Consider the following 18,120-nt stretch of genomic DNA (forward strand, 5'->3'; position numbering starts at 1 on the left):
CGTTGCGGTGTGGTTCATCCGCCGTTTCGATCATATCTATGATATCTGAACAAGGAATCCTCGCATGGCAATGGACGCGCACGACATCGAACGGCTGATCAAGGAAGGCATTCCGGACGCCAAGGTGACGATTCGCGACCTGGCCGGCGACGGCGACCATTATGCGGCCGAAGTGGTGGCCGAAAGCTTTCGCGGCAAAAGCCGCGTCCAGCAGCATCAGATGGTCTATGACGCGCTGAAGGGCAATATGGGCGGCGTGCTGCACGCGCTCGCTCTGCAGACCAGCGTGCCGGAGTAAGCTTTTTTGGGGCCTTGCTGGCTTGGGAAAATAGCCGTCCGATGCTCTTGGCCCAGGCCATCCTTTGCGCCATTTGCGTGACGAGGGCGGCAAACGTCTTGTTTCAGGCAACCTATGGGTTTATTTGAAAGGGAATGTTTCGAGCCCGACTCCCGCGGGCATGAAAGGATTTTCTATGAGCGGTATCAACGACTACATCGACAGCGAAGTGAAGGCTAACGACGTCGTTCTCTTCATGAAGGGCACGCCCGGTTTTCCGCAATGCGGATTTTCCGGTCAGGTCGTGCAGATCCTCGACTATATCGGGGCCGACTACAAGGGCGTCGACGTGTTGACCTCGGCCGAGCTGCGGCAAGGTATCAAGGAATACTCCAACTGGCCGACGATCCCTCAGCTCTACGTCAAGGGTGAGTTCGTCGGCGGTTGCGACATCGTCCGCGAGATGTTCCAGGCTGGCGAACTGCAGACGTTCCTCGTCGAAAAGGGCGTCAGCGTCAAAGGCGCCGCCTGACGAACATTTAGGGCACTTCGCCAAGCTGATTATCTCCCCGGTATCGGGGCACAAGACGAATGAATGCGCCGGTGCGCCGGCGCTTTTTCGTTTGAAGATCGGACTTTGCCGTGGATCAGCATGCAGAAGCGCAGCAACAGGCAAGCACCTTGCCTATTCCGCGCTGGGAATTCATCGCGCTGTGCGCGGCGTTGATGGCGCTCAACTCGCTGGCCATCGACATCATGCTGCCGGCGCTGCAGCAGATCGGCGCCTCGCTGGGCGTGGAAAATGAAAACCACCGCCAATATGTGATTGCCGCGTACATTCTCGGCTTTGGCGGCGGACAGCTCTTCTTCGGGCCGATCTCGGACCGCTTCGGACGCCGCGCTCCGCTCGTCGTCGGACTGGTTATCTATGTCGCAGCGGCGAGTGCGGCGGCGATCGCCCCGACATTCGCTACGCTTATCCTGTGCCGGGTGGTGCAAGGCATAGGCGCCGCGGCCACACGTGTCATCGCCGTCTCGATAGTGCGCGATACGTTCGACGGTCGGCGCATGGCCGAGGTGATGTCGCTGATCTTCATGGTGTTCATGGCCATTCCGGTGGTGGCGCCAGGCATCGGCCAGTTCATCATGCTGTTTGCCTCCTGGCACTGGATCTTCATCACAATGGCGGCAGGGGCGCTGATCGTGTCGGCGTGGGCGCTGCTGCGCCTGCCGGAAACGCTGCGTCCCGAATATCGCCGGCCGCTGACGGCATCATCCGTCCTTGGCGGTTTCCGCATCGTGCTGACCAATCGCATCGCGCTATGCTATGCCTTCGCCAGCACTTTTGCCTTCGGTGCGATGTTCGGCTTCATCAACTCGGCGCAGCAGATCTATGTCGACGTCTTCGGCGTCGGCGAGCTGTTCCCGGTGATTTTCGCAGGGATCGCCGGCGTGCTCTCCTTGTCGAGCTATCTGAATTCGCGCCTTGTCGGACGCATCGGCATGCGCCGCCTGTCGCAAAGCGCGCTGCTCTTGTTTCTGGCCATCAGCCTCGCCTGGCTGGTCGTTTCCATCCAGATGAAGATGCCGCTCTGGCTTTTCATCACCTTCTTTGCCGGCACGATGGTCCCGTTCGGCGCACTCGGCGCGAATTTCAACGCACTCGCCATGGAGCCGCTCGGCCAATTGGCCGGGACGGCGTCGTCCATTCTGGGCTTCATGCAGACCTTCCTCGGCGGCGTGCTCGGCACGCTGATCGGCCAAGCCTTCAACGGCACTGTGACGCCCTTGGCCGCCGGATTCTGCAGCGTTTCGCTTGGCGCATTGGTGATGGTGCTGATCGCCGAGCGCGGCAAATTCTTCCAGCCGCAGAACCCGCCGGTTTAAGGCCGGACGCGTTTCAGGATTCATCCCCGCTGGCTGCGGTGAAGCGAGGGAACAGCAAACGCCCTGCGATCGCTCCACCCATCCTGTCCGAAACCGGCAGTGGCAGAGCCTTGTCGAGGGCCTCGAGGACGGAGGCGACGAAAGCCCGGTTGAGGCTGCCATCATCCCCCAGACGGGAGTAGGTGGCGCGAGGCTTGCCGATAAGTGTGCCGTTTCGGCGAATTGAGAACTGCAGCGTCAGGGTCATGCCCGCGGTTCCGGGCGGCGGCTCCCAACAGGCGACGATCGCGGAGAACATCTCGTTTATGGTGTCGATGGGATCGGGATTGCGACAGCCGCGTTCCTGCGATGTTGCCGCGTCAGGACCGGCAACCAGGGCAAGGGTAAGGGCGACAATTGCGGACCGAGGTTTCATCTCGGGTCTCCGGTTTCGCGCGGATAAATGTAATCGAAATTTTCGACGAAAGCTTCCATCGAGTATCAGCGCTGCGGATGGATCCTTTCAGACGTCGGCGCTTTAGTGGCGCACCATGCCGGCGTCGACGTTCAGCGTCTGGCCGGTGATCCAGCGTGCGTCATCCGAGGCCAGGAACGACACCACATCGGCGATATGTTCCGGCTGCCCTTTGCCTTTCATAGCCTGCAGCATCTCGACGAAGCCGAACGCCTCGTTGTGCGGGCTCGCCTTGACCCCATCGCTCTCGATCAGGCCCGGCGTCACCGCGTTGGCGGTGATGTTGTATTTGCCGAGTTCTGTGGCGAGCGCCCTGGTGAAGCCGATGACTCCGCCCTTGGCCGCGACATAGGCCGCCATGTTCGGCGTGCCGGCAAAGAAGCTGTTGGAGGCGATGCTGATCACCCGGCCGGCCTTGCCGGCGGCGCGCATCTGGTCCGTTGCCGCGCGGCTGACGATGAAGGTTCCGGTCAGATTGACGTCGATGATCTTGCGCCAATGGTCGAGGTCGACATCGTCCCAGGCTACGAAGGGCACGATGCTGGCGTTATTGACCAGGATATCGATGCCACCGGTCAGTGCCTGGATCTCGGCGAACAGCGCCTTGACGGATGCCGGATCGGAAATGTCGGCGGCGATCGCCTTCGCTTTTGCGCCGATCGCCGCCGCCGCCGCTTCGGCGCCTTCCGCATTGATGTCGCTGACGATGACGGTCGCGCCATCGACGGCCAAGCGCGCGGCGATCGCCTTGCCGATGCCTTGTGCGGCCCCGGTAACCAGGGCGGTCTTTCCCGCAAGCCGTTCAGTCATTTCCGTGCTCCATGTGATCTGTGACTTCATCTCAGGCGTCGGCGTCGATAACGGCGAGCGCCGCGTCGATGCCTTTGCCGACCGCGAGCTTTTCGCCCAAAGCACTCATCGCGCCACCAAGTGCCGTCAGCGCCGCGATCGCATAGATCGGCTGGGCGGTCGGGCCCATATGGCCGATGCGCGTCAACTTGCCCAATGTCTCGCCCCGGCCCGACGAAAACACCACGCCGTAACGGGCGCGCACAGCCTGGCGAAGCGCCTCCTCGTCGATGCCTTCGGGCGTCCGGACGGCAGTCGTGGTCGGCGATGCGATGATGTCGCTGGCCGCCCAGATCGACAGACCCATCGCGGCGACGCCGGCGCGCATGGCCTTGGCGGTGAGCGCGTGGCGCGCCCACACCGCCGCCGGTCCCTCATTGAGGTAGAGGTCGAGCGCGACGTCGAGCCCGTTCACTTCCGCGACGGACGGCGTGAACGGAAATGGCTTGTCCTTCGACCACGCATGCTCCCAATCGACGATGCTGAGCATCGACGCGCGCGGCGCCAGTGGATTGGCCTTCATTTTCGCCCAGGCCCGCTCGCTGACGCCCATCATCGTCAGCCCGGGAGGCGCGCCGAGGCATTTGTTCGGGCCGGTGACATAAATGTCGGCCTTGCAGTCCTCCGGATGCGTTTTCATGCCGCCGAAGGACGAAACGGCGTCGACGATCAGATAGGCGCCATGCCCCGAAACCAGCGTGCCGATGGCATCGATCGGGTTGATGGTGCCCGACGGCGTGTCGTGATGGCAGACGGAAACGATGCTGATTTCCGGATGCGCTTCCAGCATTGCCGCAACCGCCTGCGGGTCGATCGCCTCGTTATAGGGCACCTCGATTTCGAGCAGATGCGGCGAATAGCGCTTTGCCCAATAGCCAAAACCCTTGCCGTAGACTCCCGAGGCAAGGTTGAGCACGACGTCGTCGGGCGTGATCAGGGAGGCTGCCGCGGCTTCCAGGCCAAGAACCGGCTCGCCATGCAGAATGACCGGCTTGTTGGACAGCCGCATCGCCTTCTGCACCTTGTCGACCACAGCCTCGTAAAAGAGCTGGAACGCCGGGTCGTAATCGTAGAGCACGGTGCGGCCGAGGCCGCGCAGCACGTCGGGATAGGCGTTCACCGGCCCGGCGGTGAGCGTGATGACCGGTTCGGCGTGTTCGAGATAGCGCATGGTCTTTGTCTCTTCGTTGGCGGCGGTCAGCCGTAGAATTGGGTGCCGGTCCGATAGGTCTTGAAGTTTTCCATGTCGTGCGAATACATCAGCTCGGCCCCATAATCCTCGGCGAGCTTCTTCACCTTGCGCATCGAGTTGACACCCGCCACCGGGTCGATGTGGAAGGCCGCCTGGCACAGCGTTTCAAGGCTCTTCTGCGTGTAGGCCGCATCGATGGTGAACATGATCGGCTTGCGCTTGGGAAATTCGACCAGCAAGCTGTAATGGCCGATCGAATGGCCGGGCGTCGAGATCAATTTGACCCCCCTGGCAAGCTCGACGTCGCCGTCGATGCCCTCGAAGGTCGAGTTGGCCCGCGTCGTGCCCTCCAGCAATTGCACGGTCGCGCCACGCGCTTCGGCAGCCTCCGCCGAAAAGCTCAGATCCGAATAGCCAAGGTGCTCGAAAGGCTGAGGATTGCAGGCCTGCGGCACCTCGGTGCGATGACAGATCTTCTTGGCATGCGGAAAATACTTGTTGCCGCCGCAATGGTCGAAGTGGAAATGCGAGTTGACGACGACGTCGATGTCCTTCGGCTCGAGGCCGAGCAGCGCCAGGGCGCCGGGAATGGTCTGCTGCTTTTCCTGGATCGGCTTTTCGAAAGGCAGCACCTTCATGACGTGGTCGTAGTCGTAGCCGGTGTCGATGAGAAACCGGCCATCGGCATGCTCGATCAGGATCGAATAGACGGGAAAGCGCACTTCGCCGCCGGGGCCGCGATTCCAGAACACGTGATAGCCGTCGAGAACGAGCGAGCCACCATCGAGCAGGTAGACCTTGGTATCCGACATTTTGTTCTCTCCTCTGTTGGCGCGGGTCCCGTCCGCGCCTGAACCTGATCAGCGCACGCCGCGCTCGTATGGAATGCCGAGCGCTGCCGGCAGGCTGGCCCGCCGGCCGAACAGAACCAGCATGATCATCACCGCCAGGAACGGCAGCATCTGGATGACGTCGGTTGGTATGTTGATGCCGGCCACCTGCATGGCTGTCGTCAGCGACAGGCACACGCCGAACAACAAGGCACCGAACAGCACCCAGACCGGGCGACCACGCGCCAGCATGGCCAGCACGATTCCGAGAAAGCCCGCGCCATTGGTGATGAAGGGAATGAACAGGCCGGCGCCGACATTGGCGAGAAAGGCGCCGCCAAGCCCTGCCAGCGCTCCAGTCGTCAGCACGGCGATGGTGCGGGTTCGTGCGACGTCGATGCCGGCGACGTCAAGCGCGGCGGCCTTGTCGCCCGCCGCCTGCAGGTTCAGGCCGAGCTGCGTGCGCCGATAGATGTAGCCCATGACGAAAACCAGTGCGACCGCCAGGTAGACGATCAGATGCTGCCTGAACAACGCCGGCCCGATCACCGGAATGCCCGACAGCAACGGAATGACGGTCACATCCACCGCTGGCAGGCGGGGATAGCTGCGCGAAAACTGGAAATGGTGGAGCAGCGCCGTCAGGCCTTCAAGTCCCAATGTCAGCGCTATGCCGATGACGATCTGGTTCAAGCCGATGCGCACGCAAAGCAGCGCCATGACCAGCGCCACGGCGATACCGCCGCCGGCGCCGGTGAGAAAGCCCAGCCACAGCGATCCGGAATAGAAGGCGCCGACGAAGCCGAGATAGGCGCCGGCCAGCATCATGCCTTCGATGCCGATATTGAGCACGCCGGCCTTTTCGGACATCTGTTCGCCGAGGCCAGCCAGCAGCAGCGGGATCGCCGCGGTGACGGCGCCAAACAAAAGCGCGCTGAGAAAGACTTCGCTGAACAGCCCGGTCATAACTTCAGGCCCTCCGCGACTGATTGTAGCGGTGATCGACGTATTCGGCGAGCGCGAGCACGATCAGCACGATGGAGACCAGCACCAGCGTGAAATGATTGGGCACGCCGAGGCGGCGGGCCGCGCTCTCGCCGCCGATCGACAGCACCGAAAGCAGGAACACGAAACCGATGGCGGCAAAGCCGTTCATGCGGGCGAGGAACACGACGGGAATGACCGCCAGCCCATAAGCGGGGTTCCAGTCGGCGCGGACGTTACCCTGGACGCCAAGGATATCGACAGCGCCGGCAAGTCCGGCCAGCCCGGCCGAAATGGCGAAGACGGCAATGGTGAGCTTCGGCACGCCGAGCCCCGCATGGATGGCCGCGCGTGGGTTGGCCCCGACGATCCTCAGCTTCAGGCCGAAGGCCGTGCGCGTCATCAGCAGATGTACGGTGATGATCGCCGCCAGTCCCAGAAGCAGGCCGCTGGTGATGGTCGTGTCGAGCAGACGCGGCAGCCGGTCCTCGACCGGCAAGGTGCGGGTCTGCGGCACGGTCGTGCCCGGATCGCGAAACACCAGCTTGACCAGCACATTGGCGAGCGAGGTGCCCAGGAACGTCATCATCAGCGTGGTGATGATCTCGTTGACGCCCTGATAGGCCCGCAAAAGGGCCGGCACCAGCGACCAGAGCATCGCAACCGCCATGGCGATGACAAACGAGCAGATCAGCGCCAGCCAGGCAGGCATGACTTCCACGAAAACCGGAGCGCTGGCGGCGGCCGTTACTGCGCCGAGCAGGAACTGGCCATCGCCGCCGAGATTCCACATGCCGGCGCGAAAGGCCACGATCAGGCCGGCGGCAAGAAACAGCAGCGGCGCCATGCGCGTCAGCGTCTGCTGGATGCCGAGCGGCGACAAAAGCCCTCTCTCGAGCACAAAGCCATAATAGGCAAGCGGGTCGACGCCGACGGCAAGCAGGATGCAGCCGGCGATGATAAGCGCGGCCAGTATAGGGCCGATGGTCATCAGCAGCCGATGCTGGATATCGCGGCGCGTGACCACAGCAGCCGTGGCATCGAGTGCGGTTGCGCCGGCGGCTGGGACGGTGTCGATGCTCATGCGGCAAGTCCGATCATCAAGCGACCGATCTTGGAGCGGGCATCGCCGACATTCTCGACCGTGCCGACCAGCGAGCCGTTCGAGATGACGGCGATGCGGTCGCACATGCTGAGCAACTCCTCCAGGTCGGTGGAGATGAGCAGCACGGCAAGGCCGCGAGCCGCCGTGTCGCGGATTCGCTGACGCGAAGCCAATGTGTTGGCGAGATCGAGCCCATAGGTCGGTTTGTTGAAGATCACCACTTTTGCGCCTTCGGCGAGTTCGCGCGCCAGCAGCACCTTCTGGATGTTGCCGCCGGAGAGCCAGGCGACCGGCGTTTTCAGGCTGGGCGTGCGCACGTCGTATTCGCGGACGAGCTGAGCGGCGCGCTTGTCGATTTCAGCGCGCTGCTCGACGCCGTTGCGCCAGAAGGGAGCGGCGCCGATCTGCTTGAGGAAGAAGTTGATCGAGACCGGAAAAGTCCCGACCGTGCCCTCGCCGAGCCGATCGTCGGTCAGGTAGCGAAGGCCTCGCTCACGGCGTTCGCCGACGCTCAGCGCCTCGATGGGCGTGCCCTGCAGCCGCACCGAACCGCTCACCGTCGCCCGCTGGCCAGCCAGCGCCTCCGCCAGTTGCTTCTGGCCATTGCCGTCGATACCAGCGATGCCCAGCAGCTCGCCTGGACGGATGTCGAACGAAATCGATAACAGGCCCGGCGCGTCGTCTGTCGGTGCGACTGCGAGTTCATGGACCTGAAGCAGCGGAGCCGCTCCGGCGTGAATGGTGCGAACCGGACGCTCGGACGCTTCCGGGTCGTCCTTCTGCTTGCCGAACATCAATTCGACGATCTCCGAAACGATCGCCTGCTCGCCTAGCGCGCGAAACCGCTCGGGAGGAATTTCGCCGACCTTGCGGCCGAGTTTCAGCACCGAGATTCGATCGCCAAAAGCCGCCGCCTCCTTGAGCTTGTGGGTGATGAAGACGATCGCCAGCCCCTGTTCGACAAGGCGGCGCATCAGCGCGCCCAGCTCATCGATGCCCTTCGGCGTCAGCATCGAGGTCGACTCGTCGAGGATCAGAAGCCGGCTGTTGCGCACCATCGCGCGCAGGATCTCGACCTGCTGCTGTTCGCCGAGCGAGAGTTCCGACACCTTGGCATGCAGCTTGACCGTGATACCGAGCGCCCTGGTGATTTCGGCGACGCGCGCTTCCAGTTCCTCGGTCTTCGGCCGCTGCCACCACGGGCCGCCGAGCAACAGGTTTTGCGCGACCGTCAGCGTCGGCACCAGCATCACGTGCTGGAATACGGTTCCGATGCCGAGCGCCAGCGCATGGCGCGGCGAGGTGATCGCGATAGGCTCGCCGTCGACCAGTAAGCGGCCCTCGTCCGGCTGCTGCAGGCCGGACAGCATGCCGATCAAGGTGGATTTTCCGGCGCCGTTTTCACCGAGCAGCACATGCACTTCACCCGGACGGATCGCCAGATCGACGCTGTCGTTGGCGACGACGCCGGGAAACCGTTTGGTCACGCCTTCAAGCGCGACGATGTCGTGCTTGTCGACCGACAATGAGGACCCACTACTCATGAAAGCCAAGGCCTTGAAAACATGAAATCGGTCCGGCGGGGTGAATTGTCACCCCTCCGGAAGTCTGCATTGAAGCGCCTTACTGGGCGACGCTGGTCATCAGCGCCCTGACGGCTGCTGCATCATAGACCGGATCGACCTTGGTCTTGCCGGAAATGATGTCCTCGCGCAGCGTCTGGATCTCCGCCCATACATTGTCCGGGATCGCAGCGGTTTTCAGAAGCCTGACCGAATCGTCCTTGAGGCCGATCGAGTAGCTCTTGGTGCCGAACGTGTCGGCCTTGAGGTCGGCGATCATCGCCGCATAGACCGGCTCGATGTTCCAAACCACCGACGACAGCAGGAAGCCTTTGTCGATCGGCGTCTTGTCGCCGATGACGTCGATGAAATAGACCTTGCCGCCATCGCCGGCCTTGGTCGTCTCGACCGCCTGCAGCATGCCGAAGCTCGAGCCGTTGCCCTGGCCGAAGATGATGTCGGCGCCCGATGCGATCACGCTTTCGGTAACGCGCTTGCCGCCGGCCGCATCGCTGTAGGCGGCGGGTCCGATCACCGCATAGGTGACCTTGACGTCCGGGTTCTCGGCCTTCACACCTTGCGCGAACGCCGCCGACTGCGAGTTCCACGACGGAGGCTCGCCGGACACGACGATGCCGACCGACTTGGAACGCGACATCTTGGCGGCGAGACGGCCGGCAAGGTACGCACCTTCGTGACCGCTCAGCGTGTAATCTGCGACGAGCCCAGCCTCCAGGCCGGTCGGCGTGTCGACGATCGCCACTGGCACCTTGGTTTCCTTGGCGATTTCGGGAGCCGCGGTGTTGTACCCGCTGGCATGGGCGATCAACAGGCTGGCGCCGTCGGCCGCCAGTTCGCGCAATGTCGGGCGCACGTCGCCATAGCCGAGCCCCTGCGCCGTCACTATCTCGACACCGGCAGCTTTCGCCGCTGCCTTGGCAGCGTCGATGCCTTGCTGGTTCCAGCCATAATCGGTGCCTTCTTCCGGCGTCAGGATGGCAATGGACTTGACTTCGGCGGCAAGTGCATTGCCCAGCAAGAGGCCGCTTAATATAACAGCGCTTACGCTGCCCTTCAGGAACTTAGACATGTTACCCTCTCTGTTCGGTTGACCCAAGATATTCTTATTGTTATTGCGCAAAAGCGAGGTAGACTGCCTGAACAATTCCACACGGAGTTCAGGCAAGGTGGTTGTGCGATACATTCTTCCGATAATTCTGGCGTTCACATCGTTCGCCAACGCGGTTGAATTGCGGCACATCACTGTGCGAACCGGCACCGAAGGGCTCGATCCGGTGCCGCTGACGATCTCGAATGCGGGGCGTGAGGCGCTTTCCTGCAATGCAGACTTCGCCCACTGGTATTCGGCCACGATCGCCACCGCGGCGCCTGGCAAGAGCGCCCGTATCGAGCTGTGGTTCGATCCAGAAACCGGGACATTTGCGATCCTCAACGACAAGCGCGAAAACCTGCCCGTCGAGCGGCTGTGGTGCGGCCTCGCCAGACAGGCATACGCCACGCGCGTGCAAATCGTGCTCGACCGGACCAGTGGAAGAAAGGGGCAAATGGCCGTGACCTGCAGCAGAGCGGACGACAGGCTGGTCTGCCGGTAGACGCTCGCTTTTTGCCAAGTCAGACACCGCCCCCGACCTTCACTCTGCCGCCAGGAATTTGTCGGTGAAGACGTCGTCGGCCGACAGGGCCGTTTTGAGCACGCCCTGATCCGTCAGCGTCTTCAGGGTCTCTTCCCATTGGGTCTTCGTCATCCAGCCGAGGCCGTGTTCCTTCGTTGCCGGGCTGTTGAACGTCGAAGCGATGTCGGCCTTGAGCTGGGCCAGCAGCACATCCTTCTTCTCCGCATAGCCAGGAACGGCCTTGGCGGTGATCTCGGCGGCTTCTTCCGGATGGGCCGCGACATAGTCGAAAGCCTCCCTGTAGGCCTTCACGAAGCGGCGCACGACATCGGCATTGTCCTTGATCATCGCTTCCGAGGTGAACAGTCCCGAGCCATAGGCCTTCCAGCCGTGATCCGCGCCGAGCATGATGCTCAGCGACCCTGGGCCGCCAGCCTTGGCTTCAAGTTCTGGCACTTCGGCGTCGAGATAACCGACGACCGTCTGCACCCGTCCGAGCAGCAGGTAGCTTTCGTACGGCGGCGAGACGCTGTTGAGCGTCATGTCCTTCTCGCTCATGCCGTTGGCAGCCAGGAAGCCCCTGAAGAAAATGTAGGTGGAGCCCGCCGGGTGGATGCCGATGGTCAGGCCCTTGAGGTCTGAAGGCTTGGTCAGCTTGAGCGTCTTGGCGAGCGAAATAATGCCCAGCGGCGACTGCTGGTTGACCGCCGCCAGCGCCACGACGGGAACATTCTGCGACCTTGCCACGGCAAGCGTGGGAAGATCGCCGAAGCCGAATTCAGCGTTGCCGTTGCCCACCAGCCGCATGGCATCCGGCGAGCCGGACCCTTTGCGGACCTCGCTCACATCGATGTCGTTCTTGGCGAAGAAGCCTTTTTCCTTGCCGACAAAGAACATGGCGTGATTGCCGCGCACCACCCAGTCGAGCTGAACGTTGACCGTGTCCGCCGCCAGCGCCGCGTTCGAGAAGCCAAGCGCGCCGACAAACGCCGCAAAGGTGGCTGCCTTGATAAGAGAGCGTCTCAGCATTGTCTGTTCCCTTGTTTGGTTGTTCGAAAGATCCTAGGCCTGGCTGAATTTCGGCGCCCACGGCACCACGACACGTTCAAGAATTTCGGCTGCGTAGTAGAAGGCGATGCCGAGCACTGAAACCAGCAGCAGCGCCGCGAAGACAAGGGCCGTGTCGAGTTGGGTCGACGCGAATTGGATGACGTAGCCGAGCCCGTCCGAGGCTCCGGCAAATTCGCCGACGATGGCGCCGATCACGCTCAGGGTCGCGGCTATCTTGGTCCCGGCCATCAGGCTCGGTAGCGAGTGGGGGACACGGATCCTGAACAGGATCTGGGTCGGGCTGGCGCCGACCGAATTCATCAGCGACAGAAGCGAACGGTCGACCGATTGCATGCCGGCCAGCATCGACAGCGTCACCGGGAAGAAGGCGATGACCAGAATCAGACCGATTTTGGGAGCGAGCCCATAACCGAACCAGAGGATGAAGATCGGCGCCAGCGCGACCTTCGGCACATTCTGGAACAGCACGACGAGCGGGTAGAGCGCGCGGCCCAGCCAATCGAAGCGCACGATGACGAGAGCAAGCGCAATGCCGACTATGACCGAGACAAGAAAGCCAAACAGGATTTCGCCTGCCGTGACCACCGTCGCCTGCATGAGAGTGCCCCACTGCGCGACCAGCGATTTCGCAATCTCGGATGGGGCAGGAACGATAAAGGAAGATATCGAGAATATCCGCACCGCGGCTTCCCACAACACGATCGTCACCAGCAGAAGGATAGCCGCCGGAAGCCAGCTGCTTGTTGCCGCGTCCCAGCCGGAAACCGGTTGCGGCGATGAGAGATTCATGAGGGGTTGCCTGCTCACGTCGCGCCTCCCGGCTGGTGACTGGAGCGCAGCATCGTTCGAAGCTGAAGCACCAGCCTGACGAATTCGGGGACTTCGGTCACGGAAGCGTCGCGCGGATAAGGCAGCGGAATGTCCAGGCTCTGGGTAATGCGTCCCGGTTTGATTCCCAGCACATGGACCTGGCGCGACAACTGAATGGCTTCGTCGATCGAATGCGTCACGAAGACGATCGTCTTGCCGGTCCGCTGCCAGATCTCCAGCAGCGACTGGCCCATCGAGTCGCGGGTGATCGCATCAAGGGCGCCAAACGGCTCGTCCATCAGCAAGACCGCCGGATCGAGCGCCAAAGCCCGGGCGATGGCAACCCGCTGCCGCATGCCGCCAGACAGTTCGTTTGGGCGCTTGTGGGCGGCATCGCCAAGTCCCACTAGGTCCAGCATTTCCTGTCCACGTGCCCGCAGCGCCGAGCGCGACATCGATTTGTCGGCGATGCCGAGCAGCATCGAGGCATTGTCGACGGCGTTTTTCCACGGCAGCAGATTGGCATCCTGAAAGACCAGACCGATCATCCGCTTGCGCGCCGCTTCGCCTGGCGAAACGCCGGCAACCGAGACACTGCCGCTGCTCGGATTTACCAACCCAGCCAGCACTTTGAGCAGCGTACTCTTGCCGCAACCCGAAGGGCCGATCAGGGAAACGAACGAGCCTTGCGGAACTGCAAGGTCTATATCCCTGAGGATCAGCTGGCGGTTCCGATCCGTGCCCATGACCACCGAAACGCCTTTGGCGGAAATGAGGTCGTCGTGGCGCATGTGGGTCGGTCGGCCGCCGGCGGGTCGAATGGTTTCAACCTGCATGGTCGATCACCCCATGCATCGTGATTGGCCGCAGCTGCGCTGTCTTGATGGCACAGTCCGCATGAACGGCCAACCGGGTGAAGTCCCCGGCATGGCCAGCCTCATGCCTAACTCGTGCCATCGGCTACTCCCGGCCCTCGAGGATGCGGCGCACCGCGACCAGCTTGCGCGCCCGTTCGCCTTGCAGCGCCCTTATCTGTTCGGGCGTGTAGGAGAACATGCCCTCGCCCGACTTGATGCCGAACTTCGATGCACCGGTCTTCTCCAGCACCATCGGCGCCACATCATCCCGATTGGAGAGATCGGCGTTCAGGAACGAAGAGACGGATTTGTAGATATCGAGGCCGGCCATATCGAGCAGCGCCATTGGCCCGATGACGGCGATCTTGTAGCCGATGCCCCAGGATACGCAGGTGTCGAGATCCTCCGGTTCGATGACGCCGCGCTCGACCAGATCCACCGCTTCACGCAGCAGTGCGTAAAGCACGCGATTTTCGACGAAGCCGGGAACGTCTTTCTTCACGACCACCGGCAACAGCCCGATCGAGCGGATCAGGTCGCGTATCGTCGCCACCGTTTCGGGCGCGGTCTTCTCGCCGCCGATCACCTCGATCATCGGGATGATGTGGGGCGGGTTCGACCAGTGCATGCCGACCATCCTGTCGGGGTGCGAGATATGGGCCTGCAGCTTGGTGATCGGAATACCCGACGTGTCCGAGGCGACGATCACCGAAGAGCCGATCAGCGGGTCGATGGCGCGATAGGTTTCGGCCTTGGTGTCGATATTCTCAGGCACATTCTCGATGACCAGTTCCGCCCCATCGACGGCCTCGGCGACGGTGCGGGCGAAGCGCACCGTGCCGGCGCCCGTTGCCGGCACCTTGATGTCGAGACGGTCCAGAACCCCGCCGGCGATGTCGAGCATGCCGCGGGCACGTTCGACCGCGACTTCGGAAACATCGTACGCCGCCACATCGAGCCCGCCGCGCGAAAGCCGCGCGGCGATGCCCGGACCCATCGTTCCCAGTCCGATGAGGGCGGCGCGCTTGATCATCATGCGGCCCTTGCGGGAGCCGCAGCGGTTGCCGTTTTGAAGGCCGGGCGCGCGGCGATTGCGGCGACCCAGCGCTCGAGATTGGGCAGCGACGGCCGATCAATCTTGAAGTCGATGCAGCGTTTCAGGATCGGTGCGCAGGCGATGTCGGCAATGGTCAGCTTTCCCAGCGCCAGGAATTCCTTGCCGGCCAGATGCCCGTCGATGATCTTGAGCTGCGCCACCAGGTCCTTGACCTGTTCCTTGTATTCGGCGGTCTGTTCCTCTGGCGTCAGCTTGGCGCCCTTGAAGGCAGCCATATAGCCGGGATTGACCGCCGCCAGCAGAAAATCCATCCAGCGCTCGACCTCGGTCTTTTCCGCAGCGGTGGCGCCGTTCAGCCGCTCGCCGCCGGATGCCGCGAGATAGCGCAGGATGGTGTTGGACTCCCAGATCACGGTGTCGCCGTCGACCAGCGTCGGGACTTTCGACGTCGGATTAAGCGCCTTGTATTCGGCCGTCTGGGTGTTTTCGAACTGGCGGCCGTAATCTTCGCGCTTGTATGGCGCGCCAAGCTCTTCGAGCATGAAGAGCACCTTTTGAACGTTGCCCGATGTCTGGCGGCCTAAGAGCTTGTACATATCATCTCCTCGATTGTGGCCTACTTGCCGGCCGGCAGCGGCTTGTAGACGATAGCGTCCATTTCGATCTTGGTGTTGATGACGGCCTTTGCCTCCACCGTCGTGCGCGCCAGCACCGCGTCGCCGATCCCTTCGAGAAACGCCTTGTTGTAGCGGCCGAAGTCGCGCGTATCCTCGAGATAGGTGGTGATCCGCACGACATCGGAGAGCGTTGCGCCCTCATCGGCAATGACGCGCGCGATGGTCCTCAGCGTCGCCAGTGTCTCTTCCTCGATCGTGCCGCTGATCATGTTGTTGTTCTCGTCCTTCGGCACCTGGCCGGAGACGAAAATGAAATCGCCGGCACGCACCGCCGGATGAAACGGCAGGTTCGGATTCTTCTTGCCGATGGCGTAGTGGCTGGCGGATTTTCGCGTGCTGTCGCTCAACCTATCCCCCTAGAGAACGCTGGTTTCGATGATATCGACGCCACGGACGCGGTCGATGAGGTAGACGATGCCGCGATCGTCGATGGTGACGTCGTTGGAAGACGATCGCTCGGCGCCCTCAGGCGCATCGGGCACGAAATGGCCGACCTCCTTGGGTGCGAACGGGTCGGCGATGTCGACCAGCCGCAGCCCCTGGGCGAACCATGCAAACGGAATGATGGTGCCCTTGAACCGCTCGGAAGGCTGATGGCAGCCGGTCATTGGCGGTTGTGGTTCGCCATCCGGGTCGAGGCCAGGCACCTGGAAGGTCGAGATCGGCAGCGGGTTCGTTTCGTCGGTGATGTCGTAGATCCAGGTGAAGGCCGGCGGCGAAGCTCGGAGCTTGGCGACATCCTCGTCCGCCACCACCATGATGTTGCGGCCCTTGAGCGGCTGCGGGATCGGCAGGCATGTGTGCGTGGGATGCGGGAAGCTCGGGCTCGAATTGACATGCGAGACAAGCTTCGGCTTCGAAATGTCGGAAATGTCGAGGATGAAAAGGCCGTGATGCCAGTAGCTGACATAGAGCCGGTCGCCCATGCGTAACGGATGGTGGCAGCGCGGCGTGACGTAATCATGCCACGGATACTCTTCGCCGCCGCCGGTCCATTGCCCCGGTATCCACCAGCGGCCGATTTCGACCGGATTTACCGGATCGATCAGGTCGAGGATCATCACGATGTTGCCGACATAGCCGTCGGCAGTCGGCGAGATATAGGCATAGCGGCCGTCATAGTCGTAGCGATGCACGCCATGGCCGCCGGTTATCCACTTCGAGATCAGCCTCGGCTCCGCCGGTCGGGTCGTGTCGTAGAGCGCCAGGCCACCGCCGAAATCGGCCGGGCCCGCATTGCCGAAGCGCTCGTGGTTGATGATCATCAGACCGTCCTGGGCGCGCACCTTGTGCGAGTGCCAGCCGGGCGGAACGTCGATCGTCGCGACCTTCCTGGGATTGCGCGGATCGGAAATGTCGACAAGCGTCGTGCCGCTCGGCGGACGCATGTGGCCGATATAGAGAATGTTGCCGTCGACCCAGACCTGACCACCGCCCGGACAGTCGACATGGCCGATCTGCTTTGTGTTGAACGCCGAAACCAAATGCATCCGCCCTTGCTGCTGAACCGTCTCGTTCGATGTCCGCGCCACTATGGCGGCGCGGACGGTTTCCGCTGCAAACTAGACGATGCGGAGCAGATCGCCGGCCTGGTTGCGGCCCCAGCGCTTGTAGAGCAGCAGCGCCTTCTGTGTCGGCGCATCGGTCGCGCCGAAGAAGATGACCGGCTCGGTCGAGGAGCCATTGATATGCTCGACCCAGCAACCGCCCGGTATGGCGATCGTATCGAACTGGTTCCAGTCGTAGCGCTTGCCATCGATCATCGAATGGCCATTGCCGCGGAACGGCGCCAACAGCAGGCTGGCGGTCTCGCGTTGCGGCAGCGTCTTTTCGCCCGGCCGCAACATCTGCACGTAGAAGTTGATCGTGCGGAAGACCGGGCCGCCGGTGGTGGGGTCGACATAGTCGATGACGATGCCTTCATGCGGATCGCCGTCCCAATCCTTGTGCGCGTCGAGGATCGCTTCCATCTTTTCCCAGCGATAGACATACATCGGCGACGACAGGCCGCCGCCGCGCTTGTGGTCGACGAAGCGCGGCATCAGGCCGCCCTCGCCATAGATTCGCTGCGAATAATCGCTCGGAAAACGCGCGGTCTGCACCTTCTTCTCGACTTCCTTGCCGTCGACCATCTCGGTGTATTTGTGATCGAAATGCACGGCGTGCAGCGTCTCGACCAGCGGCAGGTCGAGGACAGAAAGGTTGACCGCCTGTTCGCCGCCGACCGTGCCGTGATTGTGCCAGGCGTCGTTCGGCGTCAGCACCATGTCGCCGGGGCCGAAAACCACGTCCTCGCCCTCGACGCCGGTAAAATTACCCTTGCCGGTCAGGCCAAAACGTATGGCGCTCGGCGAATGCTTGTGCGGCGGCATGATCTCGTCCGGATCATTCAGGCGGTAGGCGGTGTACATGGTGCTGACCGAGGCGCGCTTGGGCGCGAGCCCCGGATTGACCAGGATCAGCGACCGGCGCTCGCTGTCGTCCATGGTCACCAGTTCGGCGGCGCGCTGCAGCAGCGGCTCGATATCGGCATAGGACCAGACGAAGGGGATCGCCTTCGAGGTCGCCATGAGCTGCTTGATCTCGTCGTGATCGACGCCTTCCGACGTCGCCCAGAACGGGAACATATTCTTTTCGTAGAGGGCGTCATAAAGGCCCTTCAGCGCTGCCTTCTTGTTGGTGACGGTAAGGTCTGCCGGTTGCGCCAAGGACATCTCTGACACCTCTCTTCACGAAGAAAATGCGTTTAACCAACTCAACCGTATTCGGATTGGTTTTTCTGGACAATCCCAAAACTGAGAATTTTAAAAATTTTTGGTTGAGTGCTTCTATGGAGGCCGAATGGCCCCAAAAGAGGCAAGAAAGTCGAAAAGA

The 18,120-nt window shown here is 62.3% G+C and carries 20 protein-coding genes; 4 read left to right on the forward strand and 16 right to left on the reverse strand.

The annotated features are described in order from the left end of the window. The first annotated feature begins 64 nt into the window (after window positions 1–64). From AC0L17_RS14030 to AC0L17_RS14040, 3 genes are all read left to right on the forward strand, one after another. Entirely contained in the window at window positions 65–298 is a 234-nt protein-coding gene (locus tag AC0L17_RS14030; protein WP_023798252.1) for a BolA/IbaG family iron-sulfur metabolism protein, read from the forward strand. 175 nt (window positions 299–473) lie between these two features. Beyond that, a complete protein-coding gene (grxD, locus tag AC0L17_RS14035; protein WP_023798253.1) occupies window positions 474–809 on the forward strand; it encodes a Grx4 family monothiol glutaredoxin in 336 nt (111 codons plus the stop codon). Between the two features lie 110 nt (window positions 810–919). Then, window positions 920–2,164 carry a multidrug effflux MFS transporter gene (locus tag AC0L17_RS14040; RefSeq protein ID WP_473516264.1) on the forward strand — a complete coding sequence of 415 codons (1,245 nt, stop codon included), beginning with the start codon at window positions 920–922 and terminating at the stop codon, window positions 2,162–2,164. 13 nt (window positions 2,165–2,177) lie between these two features. Here the strand turns inward: AC0L17_RS14040 and AC0L17_RS14045 are convergent, their stop codons facing one another. The 8 genes from AC0L17_RS14045 to AC0L17_RS14080 form a co-directional block, all read right to left on the reverse strand. Continuing rightward, window positions 2,178–2,579: a hypothetical protein gene (locus tag AC0L17_RS14045; RefSeq protein ID WP_473516265.1), complete on the reverse strand. Its 402-nt coding sequence runs from the start codon at window positions 2,577–2,579 to the stop codon at window positions 2,178–2,180. A gap of 102 nt (window positions 2,580–2,681) precedes the next feature. Further along, window positions 2,682–3,428: a pyridoxal 4-dehydrogenase, SDR-type gene (pldH, locus tag AC0L17_RS14050; RefSeq protein WP_128168461.1), complete on the reverse strand. Its 747-nt coding sequence runs from the start codon at window positions 3,426–3,428 to the stop codon at window positions 2,682–2,684. Between the two features lie 31 nt (window positions 3,429–3,459). Then, window positions 3,460–4,638 carry a pyridoxamine--pyruvate transaminase gene (ppaT, locus tag AC0L17_RS14055; protein ID WP_473516266.1) on the reverse strand — a complete coding sequence of 393 codons (1,179 nt, stop codon included), beginning with the start codon at window positions 4,636–4,638 and terminating at the stop codon, window positions 3,460–3,462. A gap of 26 nt (window positions 4,639–4,664) precedes the next feature. Then, entirely contained in the window at window positions 4,665–5,471 is an 807-nt protein-coding gene (pldA, locus tag AC0L17_RS14060; protein ID WP_473516267.1) for a 4-pyridoxolactonase, read from the reverse strand. A 48-nt stretch (window positions 5,472–5,519) separates the two neighbouring features. Further along, window positions 5,520–6,455: a putative B6 ABC transporter permease subunit 1 gene (locus AC0L17_RS14065; RefSeq protein ID WP_473516268.1), complete on the reverse strand. Its 936-nt coding sequence runs from the start codon at window positions 6,453–6,455 to the stop codon at window positions 5,520–5,522. A gap of 4 nt (window positions 6,456–6,459) precedes the next feature. After that, entirely contained in the window at window positions 6,460–7,557 is a 1,098-nt protein-coding gene (locus AC0L17_RS14070) for a putative B6 ABC transporter permease subunit 2 (RefSeq protein ID WP_473516269.1), read from the reverse strand. After that, window positions 7,554–9,122 carry a putative B6 ABC transporter ATP-binding protein gene (locus AC0L17_RS14075; RefSeq protein ID WP_473516270.1) on the reverse strand — a complete coding sequence of 523 codons (1,569 nt, stop codon included), beginning with the start codon at window positions 9,120–9,122 and terminating at the stop codon, window positions 7,554–7,556. The genes AC0L17_RS14070 and AC0L17_RS14075 overlap by 4 nt, the downstream gene beginning before the upstream one ends. A gap of 79 nt (window positions 9,123–9,201) precedes the next feature. Next, a complete protein-coding gene (locus AC0L17_RS14080) occupies window positions 9,202–10,230 on the reverse strand; it encodes a putative B6 ABC transporter substrate-binding protein (RefSeq protein WP_473516271.1) in 1,029 nt (342 codons plus the stop codon). Window positions 10,231–10,333: 103 nt separating this feature from the next. Here AC0L17_RS14080 and AC0L17_RS14085 point away from each other — a divergent pair, with 103 nt between their 5' ends. After that, window positions 10,334–10,753: a hypothetical protein gene (locus AC0L17_RS14085; RefSeq protein ID WP_473516272.1), complete on the forward strand. Its 420-nt coding sequence runs from the start codon at window positions 10,334–10,336 to the stop codon at window positions 10,751–10,753. 39 nt (window positions 10,754–10,792) lie between these two features. Here the strand turns inward: AC0L17_RS14085 and AC0L17_RS14090 are convergent, their stop codons facing one another. The 8 genes from AC0L17_RS14090 to AC0L17_RS14125 form a co-directional block, all read right to left on the reverse strand. Further along, the gene (locus tag AC0L17_RS14090; RefSeq protein WP_128168455.1) at window positions 10,793–11,803 is read right to left on the reverse strand and encodes an ABC transporter substrate-binding protein; all 1,011 of its coding nucleotides are present in this window, start codon (window positions 11,801–11,803) and stop codon (window positions 10,793–10,795) included. Window positions 11,804–11,836: 33 nt separating this feature from the next. Further along, complete coding sequence (locus tag AC0L17_RS14095; protein ID WP_473516273.1) at window positions 11,837–12,652, reverse strand: ABC transporter permease; 816 nt, start codon at window positions 12,650–12,652, stop codon at window positions 11,837–11,839. Continuing rightward, window positions 12,649–13,491, reverse strand: coding sequence for an ABC transporter ATP-binding protein (locus AC0L17_RS14100; RefSeq protein WP_027154171.1), 843 nt, complete (start codon window positions 13,489–13,491; stop codon window positions 12,649–12,651). Before AC0L17_RS14100 ends, AC0L17_RS14095 begins: the two co-directional genes overlap by 4 nt. Window positions 13,492–13,615: 124 nt before the next feature. Then, window positions 13,616–14,545 carry a 5-formyl-3-hydroxy-2-methylpyridine 4-carboxylate 5-dehydrogenase gene (fhmpcd1, locus tag AC0L17_RS14105; protein ID WP_473516339.1) on the reverse strand — a complete coding sequence of 310 codons (930 nt, stop codon included), beginning with the start codon at window positions 14,543–14,545 and terminating at the stop codon, window positions 13,616–13,618. Continuing rightward, window positions 14,545–15,165, reverse strand: coding sequence for a glutathione S-transferase family protein (locus AC0L17_RS14110; RefSeq protein WP_473516274.1), 621 nt, complete (start codon window positions 15,163–15,165; stop codon window positions 14,545–14,547). The genes fhmpcd1 and AC0L17_RS14110 overlap by 1 nt, the downstream gene beginning before the upstream one ends. 20 nt (window positions 15,166–15,185) lie before the next feature. Beyond that, the gene (locus AC0L17_RS14115) at window positions 15,186–15,593 is read right to left on the reverse strand and encodes a RidA family protein (RefSeq protein ID WP_027154168.1); all 408 of its coding nucleotides are present in this window, start codon (window positions 15,591–15,593) and stop codon (window positions 15,186–15,188) included. Between the two features lie 9 nt (window positions 15,594–15,602). Beyond that, complete coding sequence (locus tag AC0L17_RS14120) at window positions 15,603–16,736, reverse strand: LVIVD repeat-containing protein (protein ID WP_287259645.1); 1,134 nt, start codon at window positions 16,734–16,736, stop codon at window positions 15,603–15,605. A 72-nt stretch (window positions 16,737–16,808) separates the two neighbouring features. After that, window positions 16,809–17,960: a cupin domain-containing protein gene (locus tag AC0L17_RS14125; RefSeq protein WP_128168452.1), complete on the reverse strand. Its 1,152-nt coding sequence runs from the start codon at window positions 17,958–17,960 to the stop codon at window positions 16,809–16,811. Between the last annotated feature and the right edge of the window lie 160 nt (window positions 17,961–18,120).

The sequence above is a fragment of the Mesorhizobium sp. WSM4829 genome (assembly GCF_055811475.1).

Excerpts from the sequence above, each read along its gene's own strand:
- AC0L17_RS14065 (WP_473516268.1), bottom strand. The coding sequence starts at position 6,455 with ATGACCGGGCTGTTCAGCGAAGTCTTTCTCAGCGCGCTTTTGTTTGGC.
- AC0L17_RS14100 (WP_027154171.1), bottom strand. The coding sequence starts at position 13,491 with ATGCAGGTTGAAACCATTCGACCCGCCGGCGGCCGACCGACCCACATG.
- fhmpcd1 (WP_473516339.1), bottom strand. The coding sequence starts at position 14,545 with ATGATCAAGCGCGCCGCCCTCATCGGACTGGGAACGATGGGTCCGGGC.
- AC0L17_RS14070 (WP_473516269.1), bottom strand. The coding sequence starts at position 7,557 with ATGAGCATCGACACCGTCCCAGCCGCCGGCGCAACCGCACTCGATGCC.
- AC0L17_RS14120 (WP_287259645.1), bottom strand. The coding sequence starts at position 16,736 with ATGCATTTGGTTTCGGCGTTCAACACAAAGCAGATCGGCCATGTCGAC.
- AC0L17_RS14110 (WP_473516274.1), bottom strand. The coding sequence starts at position 15,165 with ATGTACAAGCTCTTAGGCCGCCAGACATCGGGCAACGTTCAAAAGGTG.
- AC0L17_RS14125 (WP_128168452.1), bottom strand. The coding sequence starts at position 17,960 with ATGTCCTTGGCGCAACCGGCAGACCTTACCGTCACCAACAAGAAGGCA.
- AC0L17_RS14045 (WP_473516265.1), bottom strand. The coding sequence starts at position 2,579 with ATGAAACCTCGGTCCGCAATTGTCGCCCTTACCCTTGCCCTGGTTGCC.
- AC0L17_RS14090 (WP_128168455.1), bottom strand. The coding sequence starts at position 11,803 with ATGCTGAGACGCTCTCTTATCAAGGCAGCCACCTTTGCGGCGTTTGTC.
- AC0L17_RS14030 (WP_023798252.1), top strand. The coding sequence starts at position 65 with ATGGCAATGGACGCGCACGACATCGAACGGCTGATCAAGGAAGGCATT.
- pldH (WP_128168461.1), bottom strand. The coding sequence starts at position 3,428 with ATGACTGAACGGCTTGCGGGAAAGACCGCCCTGGTTACCGGGGCCGCA.
- grxD (WP_023798253.1), top strand. The coding sequence starts at position 474 with ATGAGCGGTATCAACGACTACATCGACAGCGAAGTGAAGGCTAACGAC.
- pldA (WP_473516267.1), bottom strand. The coding sequence starts at position 5,471 with ATGTCGGATACCAAGGTCTACCTGCTCGATGGTGGCTCGCTCGTTCTC.
- AC0L17_RS14080 (WP_473516271.1), bottom strand. The coding sequence starts at position 10,230 with ATGTCTAAGTTCCTGAAGGGCAGCGTAAGCGCTGTTATATTAAGCGGC.
- ppaT (WP_473516266.1), bottom strand. The coding sequence starts at position 4,638 with ATGCGCTATCTCGAACACGCCGAACCGGTCATCACGCTCACCGCCGGG.
- AC0L17_RS14075 (WP_473516270.1), bottom strand. The coding sequence starts at position 9,122 with ATGAGTAGTGGGTCCTCATTGTCGGTCGACAAGCACGACATCGTCGCG.